This window comes from Kitasatospora sp. NPDC098652 (genome assembly GCF_044760155.1).
Taxonomy (GTDB): domain Bacteria; phylum Actinomycetota; class Actinomycetes; order Streptomycetales; family Streptomycetaceae; genus Kitasatospora.
In genome coordinates this window covers 340071-359003 of sequence record NZ_JBIWAQ010000004.1, presented here as the reverse complement: position 1 = coordinate 359003, position 18933 = coordinate 340071, and the positions used below count along the sequence as shown (strand labels likewise).

The 18933-nt window shown below is 72.1% G+C and carries 14 protein-coding genes and 1 riboswitch; of the genes, 6 read left to right on the top strand and 8 right to left on the bottom strand.

Translation table 11 applies throughout. The features are described 5' to 3' along the window. Position 1 precedes the first annotated feature (1 nt). Both ACIQWA_RS12320 and ACIQWA_RS12315 read right to left on the bottom strand, forming a co-directional pair. Positions 2–1018, bottom strand: a complete 1017-nt coding sequence (locus tag ACIQWA_RS12320) for a ribonucleotide-diphosphate reductase subunit beta (RefSeq protein WP_360233383.1) — start codon at positions 1016–1018, stop codon at positions 2–4. Further along, positions 1018–3423 carry a ribonucleoside-diphosphate reductase subunit alpha gene (locus tag ACIQWA_RS12315; RefSeq protein ID WP_402481613.1) on the bottom strand — a complete coding sequence of 802 codons (2406 nt, stop codon included), beginning with the start codon at positions 3421–3423 and terminating at the stop codon, positions 1018–1020. The genes ACIQWA_RS12320 and ACIQWA_RS12315 overlap by 1 nt, the downstream gene beginning before the upstream one ends. Before the next feature lie 192 nt (positions 3424–3615). Further along, positions 3616–3748: riboswitch (cobalamin riboswitch) on the bottom strand. Between the two features lie 448 nt (positions 3749–4196). On the opposite strand from ACIQWA_RS12315, the gene ACIQWA_RS12310 reads away from it, so the two are divergent. The 5 genes from ACIQWA_RS12310 (at position 4197) to ACIQWA_RS12290 (ending at position 10436) form a co-directional block, all read left to right on the top strand. Continuing rightward, a complete protein-coding gene (locus ACIQWA_RS12310; protein WP_402481332.1) occupies positions 4197–5129 on the top strand; it encodes a hypothetical protein in 933 nt (310 codons plus the stop codon). A 139-nt stretch (positions 5130–5268) separates the two neighbouring features. Continuing rightward, positions 5269–6723: a glycosyl hydrolase gene (locus ACIQWA_RS12305; protein ID WP_360233389.1), complete on the top strand. Its 1455-nt coding sequence runs from the start codon at positions 5269–5271 to the stop codon at positions 6721–6723. Positions 6724–6845: 122 nt separating this feature from the next. Beyond that, positions 6846–7682: a hypothetical protein gene (locus ACIQWA_RS12300; protein ID WP_402481329.1), complete on the top strand. Its 837-nt coding sequence runs from the start codon at positions 6846–6848 to the stop codon at positions 7680–7682. A 92-nt stretch (positions 7683–7774) separates the two neighbouring features. Then, on the top strand, positions 7775–9226 hold the full coding sequence (locus ACIQWA_RS12295; protein WP_360233395.1) for a glycosyltransferase family 2 protein: 1452 nt from the start codon (positions 7775–7777) through the stop codon (positions 9224–9226). Between the two features lie 16 nt (positions 9227–9242). Next, positions 9243–10436, top strand: coding sequence for a glycoside hydrolase family 113 (locus ACIQWA_RS12290; protein ID WP_360233398.1), 1194 nt, complete (start codon positions 9243–9245; stop codon positions 10434–10436). A 46-nt stretch (positions 10437–10482) separates the two neighbouring features. Here the strand turns inward: ACIQWA_RS12290 and ACIQWA_RS12285 are convergent, their stop codons facing one another. Both ACIQWA_RS12285 and ACIQWA_RS12280 read right to left on the bottom strand, forming a co-directional pair. Then, positions 10483–12630: an acyltransferase family protein gene (locus tag ACIQWA_RS12285; RefSeq protein ID WP_402481325.1), complete on the bottom strand. Its 2148-nt coding sequence runs from the start codon at positions 12628–12630 to the stop codon at positions 10483–10485. Between the two features lie 193 nt (positions 12631–12823). Continuing rightward, the gene (locus tag ACIQWA_RS12280; RefSeq protein ID WP_402481322.1) at positions 12824–13318 is read right to left on the bottom strand and encodes a GNAT family N-acetyltransferase; all 495 of its coding nucleotides are present in this window, start codon (positions 13316–13318) and stop codon (positions 12824–12826) included. Between the two features lie 403 nt (positions 13319–13721). Here ACIQWA_RS12280 and ACIQWA_RS12275 point away from each other — a divergent pair, with 403 nt between their 5' ends. After that, the gene (locus ACIQWA_RS12275; protein WP_402481319.1) at positions 13722–14681 is read left to right on the top strand and encodes a helix-turn-helix domain-containing protein; all 960 of its coding nucleotides are present in this window, start codon (positions 13722–13724) and stop codon (positions 14679–14681) included. A 79-nt stretch (positions 14682–14760) separates the two neighbouring features. Here ACIQWA_RS12275 and ACIQWA_RS12270 read toward each other — a convergent pair whose 3' ends face one another. From ACIQWA_RS12270 to ACIQWA_RS12255, 4 genes are all read right to left on the bottom strand, one after another. Further along, complete coding sequence (locus tag ACIQWA_RS12270; protein ID WP_402481316.1) at positions 14761–15588, bottom strand: histidine phosphatase family protein; 828 nt, start codon at positions 15586–15588, stop codon at positions 14761–14763. A gap of 155 nt (positions 15589–15743) precedes the next feature. Further along, positions 15744–17354: a monocarboxylate uptake permease MctP gene (mctP, locus tag ACIQWA_RS12265; RefSeq protein ID WP_360233413.1), complete on the bottom strand. Its 1611-nt coding sequence runs from the start codon at positions 17352–17354 to the stop codon at positions 15744–15746. Further along, entirely contained in the window at positions 17351–17647 is a 297-nt protein-coding gene (locus ACIQWA_RS12260; RefSeq protein ID WP_402481312.1) for a DUF3311 domain-containing protein, read from the bottom strand. The genes mctP and ACIQWA_RS12260 overlap by 4 nt, the downstream gene beginning before the upstream one ends. Positions 17648–17916: 269 nt before the next feature. Beyond that, positions 17917–18708 carry a GntR family transcriptional regulator gene (locus tag ACIQWA_RS12255; RefSeq protein ID WP_360233419.1) on the bottom strand — a complete coding sequence of 264 codons (792 nt, stop codon included), beginning with the start codon at positions 18706–18708 and terminating at the stop codon, positions 17917–17919. Positions 18709–18933 lie beyond the last annotated feature (225 nt).

Genomic DNA, 18933 nt, shown 5'->3' with positions numbered 1-18933 from the left:
CCTAGAAGTCGTCGTCGAACGAGACCGAGCCCTCGACCGCGACCTGGTACGCCGACACCCGGCGCTCGAAGAAGTTGGTCAGCTCCTGGACGTTCTGGAGCTCCATGAACCCGAACGGGTTGGTCGACCCGTACCGGATCGGCATCCCGAGCCGCGCCAGGCGCTGGTCGGCCACGGCCTCCAGGTACTGGCGCATGGAGTCGGTGTTCATGCCGGCCAGACCGTCACCGCACAGGTCCTGGGCGAACTGGAGCTCGGCCGCGACGGCCTCCTCCAGCATCTCGGTGACCTGCTTGGCCATCTCCTCGTCGAAGAGGTCGGGCTCCTCCTCGCGCACGGTGTCCACGACGGACATCGCGAAGTCCATGTGCATGGACTCGTCGCGGAACACCCAGTTGGTGCCGGTGGCCAGACCGTGCAGCAGGCCACGGCTCCGGAACCAGTACACGTACGCGAACGCGCCGTAGAAGAACAGACCCTCGACGCAGGCCGCGAAGCAGATCAGGTTGAGCAGGAACGCCCGCCGGTCCTCCTTGGTCTGCAGCGAGTCGATGTGGTCGACGGCGTTCATGTACTTGAAGCAGAACTGGGCCTTCTGGTGGATGGAGGGGATGTTCTCCACCGCCGCGAAGGCCGCGTTGCGGTCCTCCGGGTCCGGAAGGTAGGTGTCCAGCAGCGTCAGGTAGAACTGGACGTGCACGGCCTCTTCGAACAGCTGCCGCGAGAGGTACAGCCGCGCCTCGGGCGAGTTGATGTGCTTGTAGAGGCTCAGCACCACGTTGTTGGCGACGATCGAGTCACCGGTCGCGAAGAACGCCACCAGGCGGCCGATCAGGTGGCGCTCGCCCTCGCTGAGCTTCGCCAGGTCGGCGACGTCGGAGTGCAGGTCCACCTCCTCGACGGTCCAGGTGTTCTTGATCGCGTCGCGGTACCGGTCGTAGAACGACGGGTAGCGCATCGGGCGCAGGGTCAGCTCGAAGCCGGGGTCGAGCAGCATCTTGCGGTCGTCGGCAGTCATTACTGGCAGGCCTCGCAGGACTCGGGGTTCTCCAGGGAGCAGGCCAGCGCGGCCTCTTCCTCGGGGGTGAGGGTCGGGGTGTTGACCGGCACGGGCGCGGCGGCACGGGCGGTGCCGGAGGCGGCCTGGGCGATCCGGGTCGCGGGGCGCGAGCGCAGGTAGTAGGTGGTCTTGAGACCGACCTTCCACGCGTAGGCGTACATCGAGCTGAGCTTGCCGATGGTCGGCGCCGCCATGAACAGGTTCAGCGACTGGCTCTGGTCCAGGTACGGCATGCGGGCCGCGGCCAGGTCGATCAGGGCGCGCTGCGGCAGCTCCCAGGCGGTGCGGTACAGCGACCGGACCTGCTCCGGCAGCCAACCCAGCTCCTGGACCGAGCCGTTGGCGTCGCGCAGGGCGTCGCGGGTCTGCTGGTCCCAGACGCCGAGCTCCTTGAGCTCGCGCACCAGGTACGGGTTGACCTGGAGGAACTCGCCGGAGAGGGTCTCGCGCTTGAACAGGTTGGACACCTGCGGCTCGATGCACTCGTAGACGCCGGCGATGGAGGCGATGGTCGCGGTCGGGGCGATCGCGAGCAGCAGCGAGTTGCGCAGGCCGGTCTCGGCGATGCGGGCACGCAGCGCCGTCCAGCGGTCGGTCCACTCCGGGGCGGCGCTCGGGAAGTGGTCGATGTGCAGCTCGCCGCGGGCGGCGCGGGTCTCGCCGTAGGCCTCGTGGCGGCCGAGCTGCTCGGCCAGGTCGGCGGAGCGCTCGTACGCGGTGAGCATGATGCGCTCGGCGATCAGCGTGGACAGGCGGGCGGCCTCGGCGGAGTCGAAGTCGATCCGCAGCTTGAAGAAGACGTCCTGGAGGCCCATCACGCCGAGGCCGACCGGGCGCCAGCGGGAGTTGGACGTACCGGCCTCGGTGGTCGGGTAGAAGTTGATGTCCACCACGCGGTCGAGGAAGGTGACGGCGGTGCGGACGGTGGCGTCGAGGCGCTCCCAGTCCATGGCGCCGAGCAGGTCGTCGGCCGTGGCACCGGGAGCCACGTGCGCGCCGAGGTTGACCGAGCCGAGGTTGCAGACGGCGGTCTCGGAGTCGTCCGTGACCTCCAGGATCTCGGTGCACAGGTTGGAGGAGTGCACCGTGCGGCCGGGCAGCGCGGTCTGGTTGGCGGCGCGGTTGGAGGCGTCCTTGAAGGTCATCCAGCCGTTGCCGGTCTGCGCGAGGGTGCGCATCATGCGGGCGTAGAGGGTCTGCGCCGGGATGGTGCGGACGGCCTTGCCGGCCAGCTCGGCCTTGCGGTAGGCCTCGTCGAACTCGGCGCCCCACAGGTCGACCAGCTCGGGGACGTCGGCGGGGGAGAACAGCGACCAGTCGGCGTTGGCGTTCACGCGGCGCATGAACTCGTCCGGGATCCAGTGGGCCAGGTTGAGGTTGTGGGTGCGGCGCGCCTCCTCACCGGTGTTGTCGCGGAGCTCCAGGAACTCCTCGATGTCGGCGTGCCAGGTCTCCAGGTACACGCAGGCCGCGCCCTTGCGGCGGCCGCCCTGGTTGACGGCGGCGACCGAGGAGTCGAGGGTGCGCAGGAACGGGACGATGCCGTTGGACTTGCCGTTGGTGCCGCGGATCAGGCTGCCGCGCGAGCGGATGCGCGAGTAGGACAGGCCGATGCCGCCGGCGTGCTTGGAGAGGCGGGCGATCTGCGCGTAGCGGTTGTAGATCGAGTCCAGGTTGTCCAGCGGCGAGTCCAGCAGGTAGCAGCTGGACATCTGCGGGTGCCGGGTGCCGGAGTTGAAGAGCGTCGGCGAGGAGGTGAGGTACTCCAGACGGCTCATCAGGCCGTACAGCTCGGACACCTCGCGCACCGACTGCTCGGAGTCGCCGACCGCCAGGCCGCAGGCGACGCGGAGCAGGAAGTGCTGCGGGGTCTCGATCACCTTGCGGGTGATCGGGTGGCGCAGCAGGTAGCGGGACTGGACGGTGCGCAGGCCGAAGTACTCGAAGCGGTCGTCGCCCTTGGTGTCGATGAGCGCGTTCAGGGCGTCGGCGTGCTTGGCGACGAAGGCCGCGGTGGTGTCGCCGATCAGGCCCTCGGCGTGGCCGACGGCGATCGAGGCGGAGAAGGAGGTCGAGCCCTGGCTGTTCGCCTCGTCGACGATCTCCAGGGCGAGCAGGCGGGCGGCCAGCTTCGAGTACTGGGGGTCCTCGGCGATCATCGACGCGGCGGCGTCCACGGCCAGCCCGCGCAGCTCGGCGAAGTCCGAGCCGGCGTGGCGGCCGCGCAGCGCGGCGGCGGCGACATGGCCGGGGTCGACCTCGGTGAGGTCGGCGCTGCGGTCGGTGAGCAGCCGCAGGAGAGCACCGCCGGGGTCGGAGACCGTCGGGTCGGTGAAGGCGGTACCGGAGCCCTGGGCGGGCAGGGTGACTGAGGCAGCGGTGGTCAAGGCGCTCTCTCCTGGCGGCGATCGTGCGGCGGTGATCGGGGTCACCCGGGCCGATCTGGGCAGGGGAGCACGGCGCGGACGCAGGAGCGCCGCGCGAGGTGTCTCCCCGGCCCGCCCGCGAGGCCCGGAGGGGTGGTGCTGGGTGCCGGCGCGGCCTCTGCGGGAGGGCCGTGGCGCACGCTGTTCGGCAGGTACTCGGACTCGCGGTACGGCTGCTGGAGCCGCCCGCACACCGCTGCGGGGCAGTCCCGGATTCCCACCGGGTTCCCCTGCATCGACAGCAGAAGCGAGCATACATGTAGTGGTGTCTCCTCGATGCGACACCACATGTAGTGCGGCGTGGTGTGTTGTCGCGATGACGGGTTGTGCCCGGGCCGGTGGCGGTTCGTGGTCGTCCGAGGCCCGGAAGCACGCTCCGGACGTGTCGCGGCCGCCCGCCGGACGCCTCGGATCCGGGCGTCGGACACCCGGGGCCGGCGCGCCGGGCGTCCGGGTTTCGATACGGAACGGTCACCGGGCCGAGGGACGGTGAGGGTGATGCCCTACGATCTGGGCGCATGAGCGACGGAACTGGTGTACCTGGGCACGGGCCGCAGGGGACGCCTCCCGCCGGGTCGGGGGGCGCACAGAATCAGCAGCCGGTGGGGCCGGGTCCGGTGCCGCCGCCGGGCGGTGGTTTCGGCCCGCCGCCGGCCTCGTACGGACCGGTGGCGCCGGCCGCGCAGCCGTTCTCCCAGCCCGTCCCGCCGGTGCCCCAGCCGGTTCAGCCGCCGGCTCCGCAGCCGCAGTGGCAGCAGCCTCCGCAGCAGTCGGGTCCTCCGCAGCAGCCGGTCGCGCCTCAGCAGCCGGTCCCGCCGCAGCGCGTCGAGCCGGACTGGGCGGCGCTGGCGGACCGCAACGAGGCCGAGAGCAGGCGCAAGCGCCGGGTGAAGATCATCGGCAGCGCGGTGGCCGTCGTCCTGGTGGGCGGTCTGGTCGCGGGCGGAGTGCTGCTGTTCGGGAAGAAGGACGACCCGGCCAAGCCCGGCGGCGGTGCGGTCGCGACCGCGCCCGCCTCGGTCAAGCCGACCCCCGGCCCGTCGAACGGCGGCGCGACCCCGGGCGGGCAGCCGGACGACCCGTCGAAGCCGATCTGGGAGGCCGCCACCGACCCGGCGCCGCAGGATGCGGGGGCACTGTTCTCCGCGCTGCAGGTGACGGTCAACGGCGTGTCCTGGAACCGGACCGTGGTCTCGCTGGACCAGCCCTGCTGGGACGGCAACTCCACCACCGGCGGGCTCGGCAAGGTCCTCGGGGACCAGGGCTGCCAGAAGGTGCTCCGGGCGACGTACGTCTCCGGCGACAGCGCGGTGACCGTCGGCGTCGCGGTCTTCGACCACAAGATCCAGGCCGAGACGGCGATCAAGAACTACACCGGGCAGCTCAAGGGCCTGCCCGCGCCGGGCGCCCCGGCGTTCTGTGCCAACCCCGGCTGCACCGGCACGCACAGCAGCCTGGGCCGGTACGCCTACTTCACCGTCGAGGGCTCGGCGAAGGGCGGCAACGCCCCTGATGCCACCGCGACCGCGGCGGCCTCCGGGTTCGCCGAGCACGTGAAGGCCCAGCTGCTCCAGCGGGCCAAGGCGGCGGGCTCGGCCACGCCGGGTTCGCAGGGCACGCCGACGGCCGCCGCGACCGGCTGACCCGCTGTGACACCCCGGTCCCGGCGGACCTGTGCGCCGGGACCGGGGGAGTGTGGCAGGCTCTCGTCGGAGTCATTCGTACGCGTGTTCCGGTTGCGTCCGTGGGGGTCGGCGCCGGCGAGAAACCGGAGGAGCGGTCGTGGCCCTGCCCAGAGCCCTGCGCGGTAAGCCGGCCGTCCTGGCCGCAGCCGGCGTCGTGGTCGCCGCCGGCAGTCTCGTGCTGCTGGACCGCGACGACCGGACCGAGGTCGGACTGCCCATTCGGGTGCCGGTGTCGGTCGGCGCCCCCGGCCGGACCCTGCCGCCGGACGTGGGCCGGGACCTGCTGGCCCGGGATCCGCAGGCCTCGCCGAACGCCCGCGCCGTCCAGCAGTTCCTCGCGGACCTGGAGGCCCAGGCCCGCACCGGGCACAGCGGCGGCACGGTGATCGGCCAGCACGTCGAGGCGCACAACGAGCGCAACAACCCCGAGTACGGCGACTATCGGGGCACCAAGCAGGTCGGTTACTACTACAAGAAGGCCGCCGACATCACCGGCCGGCTGCCCGGCTTCATGGAGACCGACCTCGGCCCCGGCTACGGCCAGAACGCCTGGGGCGTCGGCAACCCGCGTTCCTACTCGGCCGGCCGCTGGCCCACCTGCCGCGCCGGCTGGCAGTACACCGACGACGCCGTCGACCTGATGACCGCCGTCTGGTCCGGCCACCCGCGCGCCGACGACGGCACCTACGACGGCTCCGGTGTCCAGCAGAACTGCGACGGCAGCACCACCGCACTGCCGGACAACGGCGGGGCCCCGGCCGGGATCGTCGGCATGTCCTTCCACGAGCCCTACCCCGGGTCCGGCGTCAAGTCCTTCGACCGGGTGCTCTGTTCGAACTCCCCGGCGGCCAAGGACCCGGGCTGGTTCGGCCGGGTCGTGGACGCCGGGGGCGACACCCCCGAGTACCGCGCACTGATCACCGACCTGTCCTACCTGGCCGACCACCTGGAGTACCTGGCCGCCCACGACGTGCCGGTGCTGCTGCGCCCCTACCACGAGATGAACGTCCAGGACTGTGCCAGCCGGTTCTGGTGGGCGGGCCAGAAGCCGGCCGACTACCAGGCGCTGTGGCGGATCACCTACAAGTACCTGGTGGAGACCAGGGGCCTGCACAACCTGCTGTTCGTCTGGACGCCGGTGTCCTGGGACGGCGCCCCGGGCGTGGACCCGTGGGACTACTACCCGGGCTCCCAGTACGTCGACGTGGTGGGGGTGGACGACTACAGCGGCAGCCCGGCGCACCCGATCGGCACCGGCGAGGTGTGGACCAAGCGCTACTACGACGGGCTCGCCGCGTACCACAAGCCGAGGATGCTCGCCGAGTCCTTCGCCGTGCCGGTCAACTCCCGCCAGCCGGACACCCTCAGCCGCACCCCCTGGACGATCTGGACGGTCTGGGGGCAGTCCCTCACCTCCGACAACCTGGCCCCGGACCAGCCGCGGAACTCCGGGGCGGACGTCAACGCCACCTACCACAGCCCGCTGGCGATCACCGGCGGTTCCGGGCCGTCCGGCGGGAGCCTCGACTGGGGCGGGCTGCACGTCCGCTGACCGGTCCGGAGCCGTTGAACCGGCGGAATTCCGGGTCCGTTGTGCCGTGTGGCATCCTGTGGCGGCGAAACCCGAGGGTTCGGCGGACGGTCGGAAGAGGACCGGAGGGGCGGGGTGCGGGGATGACACAGACACGTCCGATACGCGGGGCCGGTGGCCTGGCGGTCGGCTGGGGCGTGGTGCTGCTCGGCTGGGCGGCCTACAACTGCTTCGGGCAGGTCGGCTTCGCGACCTACCTCAAGGGCATCTTCTACTACGGCGGGACCTCGGTGGACGCCGAGACCGGGAGCCTCAACTACGGCCTGCTGTACCTGGCCGCGGGCATCCTGCTGCTGCGCGGGCGCGACTGGGCGCTCGGCGTGGCGGCGGGCGTGGCACTGGTCGAGGGCTACAACCGGGTGCGCAGCCTGACCGGCGCGCTGCTGGACGAACCGCAGCGGCAGTGGTTCACGGGGACGACCGAGGGCGGACTGAAGCTCGCCACCTTCGCGCTCGGCGTGGTCGTCACGGCGACGCTGATCGTGCTGCTCGCCCGCTCCAAGTGGCGGGAGCAGCCGGAGGGCTCCTCGGCCGGGACGGCCTGGCCGCCCGCGCAGAGCGCGGCTCCGGGCGGGCCGCTGCCGGGGCCGTACGGAGTGCCGCAGCCGGGGCAGCCGCAGCCCGGGCAGCCGCAGCCCGGGTGGCCGGCCCAGCCGGTGTGGTACCAGCAGCCACAGCCGCAGCCGCAGGCCCAGCCCGCCGCCTGGCCGCCTGCGCCGCCCCAGGCGGTGCCGCCCGCGCCGGGCCCGTACGCCCAGCAGCCGCCCCAGGCGGCGACGTACCAGCCGACCGCGGTCCAGCAGCAGTGGCCCGCCGCCCCGCCCGTACCCGGCCCGCAGGCCGCCGGCCCGCAGGCCCCCGGCCCGGTCGTGTCGCCGCCCGCCGACGCGCCGCCGGCCCAGCGTCCGCCGCAGGCCTGACCGCCCACCGCTCGGCCGCGCCCCGCACCGGAGCCGGACCGACCGGACCGATCGATCGACCGACCGACACCAGACGAGGAACGACTTCCGCCATGACGTCCACAGCCCCTGCGCGGACGGTGCTCACCACGTCCCGCGAGGCCGCCCGGCTCGCCGAGCGACAGATGTCCTGGAAGCCCCGGGTACTGCCGTTCTACACCGCCTTCGTGATCATCTTCGCCTTCTCGATCTGGGCGTACGTGCCCAACCCGACCCCGCTCGGCTGGGCGATCACCATCCTGTGGGGCATGCCGGTGTTCGGCGTGCTGATCGGTTTCCAGGGGGTGCTGATGGTCCGCCGACGGCTGCGGCAGGTGGACCGGATGACCCCGCCCGCGCCGGCCGAGGACGACTTCCTGATCGTGCTGGTGCCGACCATCGGCCGGCACGACACCTACCCGGCGCTGGAGCGCTCGGTGCTCTCGTACGTCGAGCACCTGCCGCCGTACTTCCCCTGGATGAGGGTGGACATCCTCACCGAGGAGGGCTGCGCCGCCGCGGAGAAGATCGACGAGCTGGCCGAACGCCACCCGCTGATCCGGGTGGTGACCGTGCCGAAGGCGTACGAGACGGCCAACGGCACCAAGTTCAAGGCCCGCGCCAACCACTACTCGCACGAGCTGCGGATCGAGGAGGGGGAGGCGCAGGACGACGTCTGGGTGCTGCACATGGACGACGACACCGGTGTCGGGCCGGACACCGCCGCCGCCGTCGCCCAGTTCGTCAACCGGCAGCGCCGGGCCGGGGACGACGCCAAGCACATGGCGCAGGGCATCCTGACGTACCCCCGGGAGAACGCCGTCTCCACCTTCACCTGGCTCGCCGACGCGATCCGCCCGGCCGACGACATCGCCCGCTTCCGGGCGATGACCGGCACCGGCACCCCGATCGCCGGAGTGCACGGCGAACTGCTGATCGTGCGCTCCTCGGTGGAGGCCACCATCGGTTGGGACTTCGGGCCGAAGACCATCGTCGAGGACGCCCAGATGGCGCTGAACTTCTGCCAGCGCTACCCGGGCCGCAGCGACTGGTTCAACGGGCGCTGCTACGGCGCCTCGCCGGCCGGCGTCAAGGACTTCCTCAAGCAGCGCGAGCGCTGGGCCTGGGGCCTGGTCGCGCTCTGCTTCAACAAGACCATCCCGCTGCGGTACCGGCTGTTCATCGGGATGGGCATGGTCAGCTGGGTGCTCGGCCCGCTGCAGCACGTCGGCCTGGTGCTGCTGGTCGCCTGGTTCACCGGCACCTGGAACACCTCACCGGTCACCCAGTCCGTGGTGCTGCTGTGGGCGATCAACTTCGCCTACGTGATCTGGACCTACTGGGAGGGGCTGCGGCTGAACGTGGTCGCCTCGGCCAACCACCGGCGCAAGTGGTGGGAGCCGATCGTCGTGGTGGCCTGCATCCCGGTGTTCTCCTTCCTGGAGGGCTGGGGCGGGCTGCGGGGGCTGATCAAGTTCCTCAAGCGCGAGGAGAACAAGTTCGTCGTCATCGCCAAGCCGGCCTGATCGGAAGTCACGACCGTTGAAGCGCCCTGCCATCTTCATCCTGCCGACCGTCGTCGTCGCCGTCACCGTGGCGGTCCCCGTGGTGTGGGGAGACCACCCGATCCGGTTCGACCACCAGCGGCCCACCACCGTCCACCTCGCCGCCCCCACCGAGCAGGGCCGGGTCTGGGGCTTCGGCAAGGACACGCCGCCGGTCGAGGACACCGGCCCCAAGGTGGCCCGTCCGTGGAAGAAGGGCAGCCCCGAGTGGGGCGTGCAGGTGTACTGGCTGGACGACCCGGCGGACCCGGACAACTTCGTGCAGGGCAAGGTCGACCGCATCGTCAAGTACGTGGTCGGGCTGAACGCCAACTCCCTGTCGGTGACGTTCCCGTACTACACCACGGGTACCAAGTCGAACGCCGTCGCCGCCCGGCCGACCACGCCCACCCCGGAGCGCCTCGCCCTGCTGCTGGACGCCGCCCATCGGGCGGGTCTGCGCACCACCGTGCGTCCGATCATGGACGAGGACGTGTTCGACTACGTCCACACCCTCAAGTGGCGCGGCAACATCACGCCGACCGACCGGGACGCCTGGTTCGCCAGCTACGCCGCCTTCCTGGCGCCGTACCTGAAGACCGCCCAGGAGCACTCCGTGGCGGAGTTCACCCTCGGCACCGAGTTCAACTCGCTGGAGGGCGACCCGCGTTGGCAGGGCCTGGTGGACGAGGCCAGGAAGGCCTTCCACGGCGAGCTGGCGTACGACGCGAACTTCGACAACTGGGCCAAGGGCCCGATCGCGGTACCCGTCGACGCGACGGGCGCGGACGCCTACCCGCCGGCCAAGAACTCCGACGACGACGCCCCGATCGCCGACCTCAAGGCCAGCTGGAACGCCTGGCTCGACAAGCGCAGCACGGGCCCGCAGCCGACCACCAAGCTCACCGAGGTGGGCATCCCGGCGCAGAAGGGCGCGTACAAGACACCCGGCGAGTACTACAAGAAGACCGAGGTGAACGAGGCCGTCCAGGCCACCTGGTTCACCGCGGTCTGCCAGGTCGCCCAGGAGCGCAAGCTGCGCGGGGTGTACTTCTGGTCGCTGTACTTCGGCATCGACCCGACCCTGCCGGTCACCCCGGACACCCCGCGGATGGACTACGCCGGGCGCCCGGGCTCCGAGAAGGCGATCCGCGACTGCTTCGCGCAGACGTACCAGATCCCGCAGCCGTAGCGGGCCCGGCGCAGGTCCGCTACGGCTGGGGCCCGGCGCAGGTCCGTTACGGCTGGGGCTCGGCCGGGTGCTCGCCGGCGCTCTGGGTCCCCTTGGTGGTCGGCGTCCGGGTCGGCTTGGCCGGGGTCGGCTTACCTGTCGGCCGGGTGCTCGCCGTCGGCGTCGGTGTCGGCGTGGGGGTGGGGGTGGGCGTCGGGGTGGAACTCGGCGCCGCGGTCGGGGTCGGTGCGGGCGCCGACCCGGCCGGGGACTGCGGCTGGGCCCCGGACAGCCCGTCCGCGATCTGCTTCTCCAGCCACGGGGTCACGAACCGCATGCCGGCCGGGGTCAGGTGCACCCCGTCGTTGGCCGGGGTGACCCAGTGGCCGTCCTTGTCCTTCCACACGCAGGTGTCGTACGGGCAGTAGAAGGTGTCGAGGTCGACCAGCCGGACGGTGCCGCCGGCGGCCTTCACGAAGTCGCCGACCTGCTGGTTGAAGCAGGTGCCCCAGGTCTTGCTGATGGCGCCGTTCTCGACGCGCTCGTTCATCAGCAGCACCCGGGCGGCGGGCGCCCGCCGGCGGACCTGCTCGACGGCCTGGGTGAGCTCGGTGCGGTACCGGCTGCGGTAGTCGTCGTCGCAGGGGCTGAGCCAGGTGCCGTCCAGGTACTGCTCGGCGGCGTCCCAGCCGAGGTGGATCACCACGGCCTCCGGCGCGGCGGAGGCGATCTGACGGTCCCACTCGGCCGCCCGGTTCCGGCAGTCGGAGCTGGTCTCGAACTCCGTCCCGGAGACGGTGCGCACCTTGTCCGGGTCGAACACCCCGCAGCCGCTGATGCCTCCGTCGACCACCCGGTAGCGGTCGCCGTCCCGGTACAGGCCGGTGGCGAGGTCCTGGGCGAAGGAGTCGCCGAGCACCAGGACCAGCGGCTTGCCGCTCGGTCCGGACCGCATGTCGTGGGTGACCCAGGCCGGCAGGTACCAGGCCCCGGCAGTGGCCACCGCGGTGGTGACGGCCAGCAGCGGGACGGCCGGGAAGGCCCGCCAGCGCAGCACCCGCAGCTTCTCGGTCGCGGTGTGCAGCAGCCAGGCCAGCACCCAGGAGACCGGGCCGCCGATCAGCAGCAGCTTCTGCGGCGAGATGTCGTCGACGTAGTGCTGCAGCAGCCAGTACACCGGCAGGTGGAGCAGGTAGAGGCTGTACGAGATGGTGCCGGTGAGCCGTAGCGGCGGAAGCGACAGCAGCCGCACCAGGGGGCCGCGGTCGCGGCAGAGCGAGGCGGTCAGCACGGCGGCGAGCGCCGCGACCAGGGCCAGTCCGCCCTGGTAGAGCCAGGGTTCGTGGTAGGTGCCGACGGACAGGCTGGCCCAGACCAGGCCGCCGAGGGCCGCCGTGCCGACCAGGGTGGGCACGGCGGTGCCGCCGCGGCGGGCCGAACGGGGGGCGTCGGCGGTGGCACGGGCCTTGCGGCGCTGCCACAGGTAGACCCCGAAGGCGGCGGTGGCCCCGGCCGCGAAGCCGACGGCGCGGGTCTCGGTGCCGAGGTAGAGACGGTCGCTGTTGCCGCCGTTCCACATCAGCGGGGCGACGAGCGCGGAGGCCGCGAACAGGACGGCGGTGGCGATGCCGGTGGCGCGCAGCGAGCGGCGGCACAGGCCGAAGACCATCAGGAGCAGCAGCGGCCAGACCGCGTAGAACTGCTCGGTGATGCTGAGCGACCACATGGCTGCCAGCGGGTCGATCGAGGCGAAGTGCTGCCAGTAGGCGTCGCCGCGGGACAGCTGGGCCCAGTTGGCGATCTGGGCGAGCGTGGCGAGCGCCTGCGGGCGCAGGTCCCGGACGTCCCGGAGCGGGCTGACCAGGGCGGACAGCCCGACGACCAGGATGATGGTGGCGAGCAGTCCGGGCAGCAGCCGCTTGGCGCGGCGGCGGTAGAAGACCCCGAGCCGGATGCCGTCGGTGCGGTCCAGCTCGCGGATCAGTACCAGGCTGACCAGGAAGCCGGAGAGCACGAAGAAGACGTCCACGCCGAACAGGCCGTTCTGGAACCAGTCGGTGTGGTAGAGCAGCACGGAGGCGATCGCGAGGCCGCGCAGCCCGTCGACCGCCTTGAAACGGACCGAGGGCGGCAGCGGGCCGCGCGGTACGGGGGGCGGCGCGGGGATCGCGTAGCGGCTGGAGGTCGGGGCCTCTATGCCCCGAGCCTCGCGCATGTCCTGGAGCGTCGGGCCGCTTCCGGGCATGCTGAGGCCGGGCCCGTCGTCCATGTGGTGGGTCCCCCCGGTCGATCGACTGTCGCGACGTGTCGAAGACATGTCTTGATCTGTGGTTTATATCAAAAGACGCCTGTTGATCGTCTGCCTGTCACCGGGGTGGGGGAGGGGCCGGTGAACCGCTGCCGGGAGCTCAGAACGCCATGGTGTAGACCATCAGGTCCATCCCCGGGTACGGGGCCCAGTCGCGTTCGGGGGTGCGGCGGAAGCCGACCCGGTCGTAGACGCGGTGGGCGGCGGTCATCTCGGGGCGGGTGGAGAAGGCCATGCCGGTCAGGCCGAGTTCGCGGGAGCGGGCGACGCAGGCGCGGACCAGGGCCTCGCCGACGCCGCGCCCGCGGGAGGCGGCGGCGGTGGCGAGCATCCGGATCTCGCCCTCCTGCGGGGTGGCGATGTCGGCCCACTCGGTGCCGCCGACGGCGAAGGTCACGCAGCCGAGGACCTGCTCGTCGGCCCCGTCGACGGCGACCAGGAGCTCGGCCTCGCGGGAGCGCCGCCCGGCGTCGCGGAGCAGCTCGACGTAGTCGCTTGTGGGCTTGGTGTAGCCGTCGCCGACGAAGGCCTCGACGGTGATCCGGCCGGCGTCTTCGAGGTCCCGGGGGAGGGCGTGGCGGATGAGGTAGTCCATCGGGCCAGTGTGCCGGAGCCCGGTACGGCGACCGGCCCGGGGGCCGGGCGGAGCGGCAGGTCAGCGGCGTCGGCGGCGGCGGCGCGGGCCGGGGCCGCGGCCGGGGCGCCGTGCAGCCGGTCGGCGCGGTGCGGGTCGGCCGGGTAGCCGCCGGGCCGGTGGTAGTTGTCGCGGCCGGCCGCGGGGCCGCGGGAGAGTTCGCGGCCGATCAGGGTGCCGAGCAGGCCGAAGCCGCCGACCGCGCCGACCAGGGCGAGTGCGCTTGCGAGGGTGCCGGATTCCATGGCCACCACTGTGGCCGGGCGGTGCCGGGGCCGACGAGTGGCAGGAACGCCGGGTTGCCTCGAAATCCTGCCAGCCGGGGGCTTCCCGGCGCCCGGCCCGGCGGGGCATCCTGGGCGGCATGCTGAGGAACGTGGTCGCGGTGGTGCTGGAGGAGGTCCACCCGTTCGAACTGGGCGTGGCCTGCGAGGTGTTCGGCCTGGACCGCACCGCGGACGGGCTGCCCGGCTACGACTTCGCGCTGGCCGGCGCCCACCCCGGGCCGCACGCCACCCACTCCGGGTTCACGGTGGACGTCCCGTACGGCCCGGAGCGGCTGGCCGACGCGGACCTCGCGGTGGTCACCGCCTCGGGGATCCGCGACAGCTACCCGGAGCCGCTGCTGGCGGCGCTGCGCGCGGTGGTGGCGCGCGGCGGCCGGGTGCTGTCCATCTGCAGCGGCGCCTTCGTGCTGGGCGCCGCCGGGCTGCTGGACGGCCGCCGCTCCACCACCCACTGGCGGTACACCGACGACCTGGCCCGCCGCTTCCCGGGGACGGCGGTGCAGCCGGACGTGCTGTACGTGGACGACGACCCGGTGGTCACCTCGGCCGGTACGGCGGCCGGCATCGACGCCTGCCTGCACCTGGTGCGCAAGTTCCAGGGCGCCGAGGTGGCCCGGGGGATCGCCCGCCGGATGGTGGTGGCGCCGCACCGGGAGGGCGGGCAGGCGCAGTTCGTGAACCGCCCGCTGCCGGAGGGCGGCGGCGACTCGCTGGGCCCGCTGCTGGACTGGATGCGCCACCACCCGGACCAGGAGGCGACCGTCGAGCAGCTGGCCGCCCGGGCGCACATGTCGCCGCGCACCTTCGCCCGGCGCTTCCAGCAGGAGACCGGCACCACCCCGCACCGCTGGCTGGTGGGGCAGCGGGTGCTGCTGGCCCAGCGGCTGCTGGAGGCCACCACCGAGTCGGTGGACGTGATCGCGGCCCGCTGCGGCTTCGGCAACGCCGCGGCGCTGCGGCACCACTTCGGGCGCCGGCTGGGCACCACGCCGCTGGCCTACCGCCGCGGCTTCGCGGACCCGACGGTCGGGCGGTGACCCGACGGCCGGCGACCCGACGGCTCGTGGCCCGACGGCGGGTGACCCGACGGCCGGCGACCCGACGACTGCCGACCCGTCAGTCGTCCTCGCCCGTCAGGTGGTCGACGGCGTTCCAGCGGTCCGGCCGCAGCCGCCCGTCCTGGGCCCGCCACAGGCTGGTGGAGCAGTTGTGCACCGCCCCGAGTTCGATGAGCTGCTGCTCGGTGAGCCGGTCCAGCGCGTAGCGCAGCATCAGCACCGTGCAGTCGTGGGCGACCAGCAGGACGGGCCGGCCGGCCTCCTCCTCGCAGACGTCCCGCAGCAGGCTGCGCACCCGCAGGGCGACGTCGGCCCAGGACTCGCCGCCGGGCGGGCGGTAGTACAGCTCGCCCATCTTGCGCCGCCGGGCGGCCTCCTCCGGGTGCTTGGCCTCGATGGCGGCCTTGGGCAGCATCTCCAGGATGCCGAGTTCGCGGTCGCGCAGCCGCTCGTCGTAGCGGACGGCCAGGGTGACGGGTACGGCGCCGAGGCCGGCGGCCTGGGCGAGCGCGAGCCGGGCGGTCTCGGCGGTGCGCACGTACGGCGAGCACCAGACGCTGCGCGGGCGGTCGGTGCCGGGCAGGGCGGCCCACCAGCGGCCGAGGGCCTGGGCCTGCCGCTGGCCGCGCAGGGACAGCGGGATGTCGGCGTCCCGGCTGCTGATCGGGACACTGAGCGCGCCGACGGCCTCGGCCAGCTGGAACTCGACGTTGGCGGTGGACTCGCCGTGCCGGGTGGCGATCAGCACGGACGGCAGCCGGGTGGCCGCCGCCGGGCGGTGGGCGGTGACGTGGGGGTGGTGCTGGTGCTGGGTGGCCTGGTGCTGGGTGGCCTGGTGCTGGGTGGATTGGTGCTGGCCGTTGAGGGTGGTGCCGAGTTCTGCCATGGCCGCGAGCTCCCCGTGGGTCGATCAGGTTCCGGCCGGATGCCGGTCCGGTCTGGTGGTGCCCGGCGTGCACGCCTGTTCATACATATGATCGCGCCGCCTCCTCCAGTGTTCACGGAGAAGGCGGCGCGATCACAGGGCGCGCGCACGGCCAATCAGTGCGCCGCTACGGGCTCCGGCGCGTTCTCCCGCTCGTCGCCGCCGGCCTCGGCGCTGTAGTCGGAGGGCTTGGTCTCGTCCGGGCCGTCCGGCGTCCTGAGCGCCCGCAGCACCAGGGTCAGCACCACCGAGACGATCAGGTTGAGCACGAAGGCGGTCAGGCCGATGTAGCCGATCTCGCCGATGCCGGGGATCTCGGCCGCGTTGCCGCCGAAGTGCTTGGTGGCCGGGCTGGCCAGCCCGTACGCCTGCCAGGTGCCGTAGCCCATGCCCGCCGCCCAGCCGGCGAACAGCGCCCAGTGGTGGAACCAGCGGGTGAACAGGCCGCCGACGATCGCCACGAAGGTCTGCAGGATCCACAGGCCGCCCAGCAGCTGGAGGTTGATCGCGGCCTGCTTGTCCATGCCGAGCACGAAGACCAGCGCGCCGACCTTGACCAGCAGCGACACCAGCTTGGCGACCCGGGTCTCGTCGGCCGGGGTGGCGGCGGGCTTGAGCCACTCCTTGTAGACGTTGCGGGTGAACAGGTTGGCCGCGGCGATGGACATGATGGCGGCCGGCACCAGCGCGCCGATCCCGATCGCGGCGAAGGCCACGCCGGTGAACCAGTCCGGGAACATGTTCGCGAACAGCTGCGGCACCGAGAGCTGGGCGTTGTAGCCCTTGACGCCGCTGCCCACGCCCGCCGCGATCGCCATGAAGCCGAGCAGCGCCAGCAGCCCGAGCATCAGCGAGTACGCGGGCATGATCGCCATGTTGCGGCGCACGGTGTTGCGGGACTTGGAGGCCAGCACGCCGGTCACCGAGTGCGGGTACATGAACAGCGCCATCGCCGAGCCGATCCCCAGCGTGGCGTACGTCCACTGCTTGTTGTCCGGGAGGGTCAGCCCGCCGGCCTTGGCCTGCTTGAAGTGCGCCGCCGCCGCGTCGAAGATGTGCCCGTAACCGCCGAGGCGCAGCGGGATGTAGATCACCGCGACGATGATCACGATGTAGACCAGGGCGTCCTTGACGAAGGCGATCAGCGCCGGGGCGCGCAGGCCGGAGGAGTAGGTGTAGGCGGCCAGCACGCCGAAGGCCAGGAACAGCGGCAGGTCCTTGACGAACCAGTTGGCGTCCGCCCCGCCGCCGAGGCCGAGCACGTCCAGCACCGCCTGGATGCCGACCAGTTGCAGGGCGATGTACGGCATGGTGGCCAGGATCCCGGTCAGTGCGATGACCAGGGACAGCGGCCGCGAGCCGTAACGGCCGCGGACGAAGTCGGCCGGGGTGACGTAGCCGTGCACCCGGGAGACCGACCAGAGCCGGGGCAGGAACAGGAAGACCAGCGGGTAGGCGATGATCGTGTACGGCACCGCGAAGAAGCCGGCCGCGCCGGTCGCGTACACCGCGGCCGGGACGGCCACGAAGGTGTAGGCGGTGTAGAGGTCGCCGCCGAGCAGGAACCAGGTCACCCAGGTCCCGAAACTGCGCCCGCCCAGGCCCCACTCGTCCAGGTGGGCCGCGTCGTCCGCGCGGCGCCAGCGGGAGGCGAGGAAGCCCATCACGGTGACCAGCAGGAAGAACAGCACGAAGACCACGAGGGCCGGCACGTTGACGTCCTTCATCGCGCACCGCCCTTGCGGGCCGCGCTGCGGGCCTTCTCGTCCCGGTTGATCAGCAGGTAGGCGGCGACGGTGAAGACGGCCGAGACCGGCACCCAGAGCAGCTGGTACCAGTAGAAGAACGGCATCCCGGCCACCGCCGGGTCGGTCTTGTCGTAGGAGGAGACCCAGAGCATCGCCACGATCGGCACGAGCAGGGCGAGTCCGGCGAGCACCCGCTCGGGGGTCACGGCCGGGACGGGACTCCCGGCCGGCTCGGGCATGACGGCTTCGCTGGGGGCTTGGTCAGACGGCATCTTCTGCTCCGCTCCGGAGGGTTCCGTCGGCGCCGCAGCCCCGGAGGTGCCGGGCACCCCCGTAGCCCGCCGGGCAGCACCATCGGTGATCGGCAGTCAGTACGGCTGCGCAATCTAGAGCATGGGGTGATCCATGTCACCCGATATGACGCAACTTCCCGCCATCCGGACGCGAACGGGCACCGGCGCGCGGGTCGCGCACGCCGGTGCCCGTGGTGAGAGGGGAGGGGCCAGCCCGGGCACATGCCCCGGACGGCCGCCCCGGACCGCTACTCCGGCCGCTGGAGCCGGGTGATGAACTTGTAGCGGTCGCCGCGGTAGATGGAGCGCACCCACTCGACCGGGTCGCCGTCCGCGTCGAAGGAGTGCCGGGAGAGCTGGAGCATCGGCAGGCCCAGGTCGGAGCCGAGCAGGCCGGCCTCCCGCGGGTTGGCGAGGGTGGTCTCGATGGTCTCCTCGGCCTCGGCCACGGTGACCCCGTAGACCTCGCGCAGCGCCGCGTACAGCGAGTTGTGCTTGGCCAGGTTGCGCCGCAGGGCAGGGAAGCGCTTGGCGGAGAGGTGGGCGACCTCGATGGCCATCGGGTCGCCGTTGGCCAGGCGCAGCCGCTCGATCCGCAGCACCCGGCCGCCGGGCTTGATGTCGAGCAGCGGGGCGAGCCGGTCGTCGGCGGTGATGTAGCCGATCTCGATCAGCCGGGAGGTGGGCTCCAGGCCCTGGGCGCGCATGTCCTCCGTGTAGGAGGTGAGTTGCAGCGCCTGGGCGACCTTGGGCTTGGCCACGAAGGTGCCCTTGCCCTGGATGCGCTCCAGCCGGCCCTCGACGACGAGTTCCTGGAGGGCCTGGCGCACGGTGGTGCGCGAGGTGTCGAACTGGGCGGCCAGCGCGCGCTCGGGCGGGACCGGGGTGCCCGCGGGCTGGGTCTCGGTGAGCTGGAGGAGGTGGCGCTTGAGGCCGTAGTACTTGGGGACGCGCGCGGTCGGATCTGCGCCGGTCTGCGTCGGGAGGTTCTTCACCTCGGGGTCGTCGGCCTGGGCGGTGGATCCCCCGTCGCTGCTCATCGGACCTGTTCTCCCGCTTCTCGCGGGGCCTTCTACCGCCCCGCCACATCGTTAACGGACCACATCGTTGCATGTATGGCTACGGAACGAATACCTCATCACGCGATGAACGATGTGCGGTGTCGGCTTGATAACGGGTGGTCGAGATCGGTCGAACAGCCGTTGACAGGCCCATTGGTCTAGGCCAAGCTCCAGGCATCTGGTCTACACCACTAGGCCGGTAAC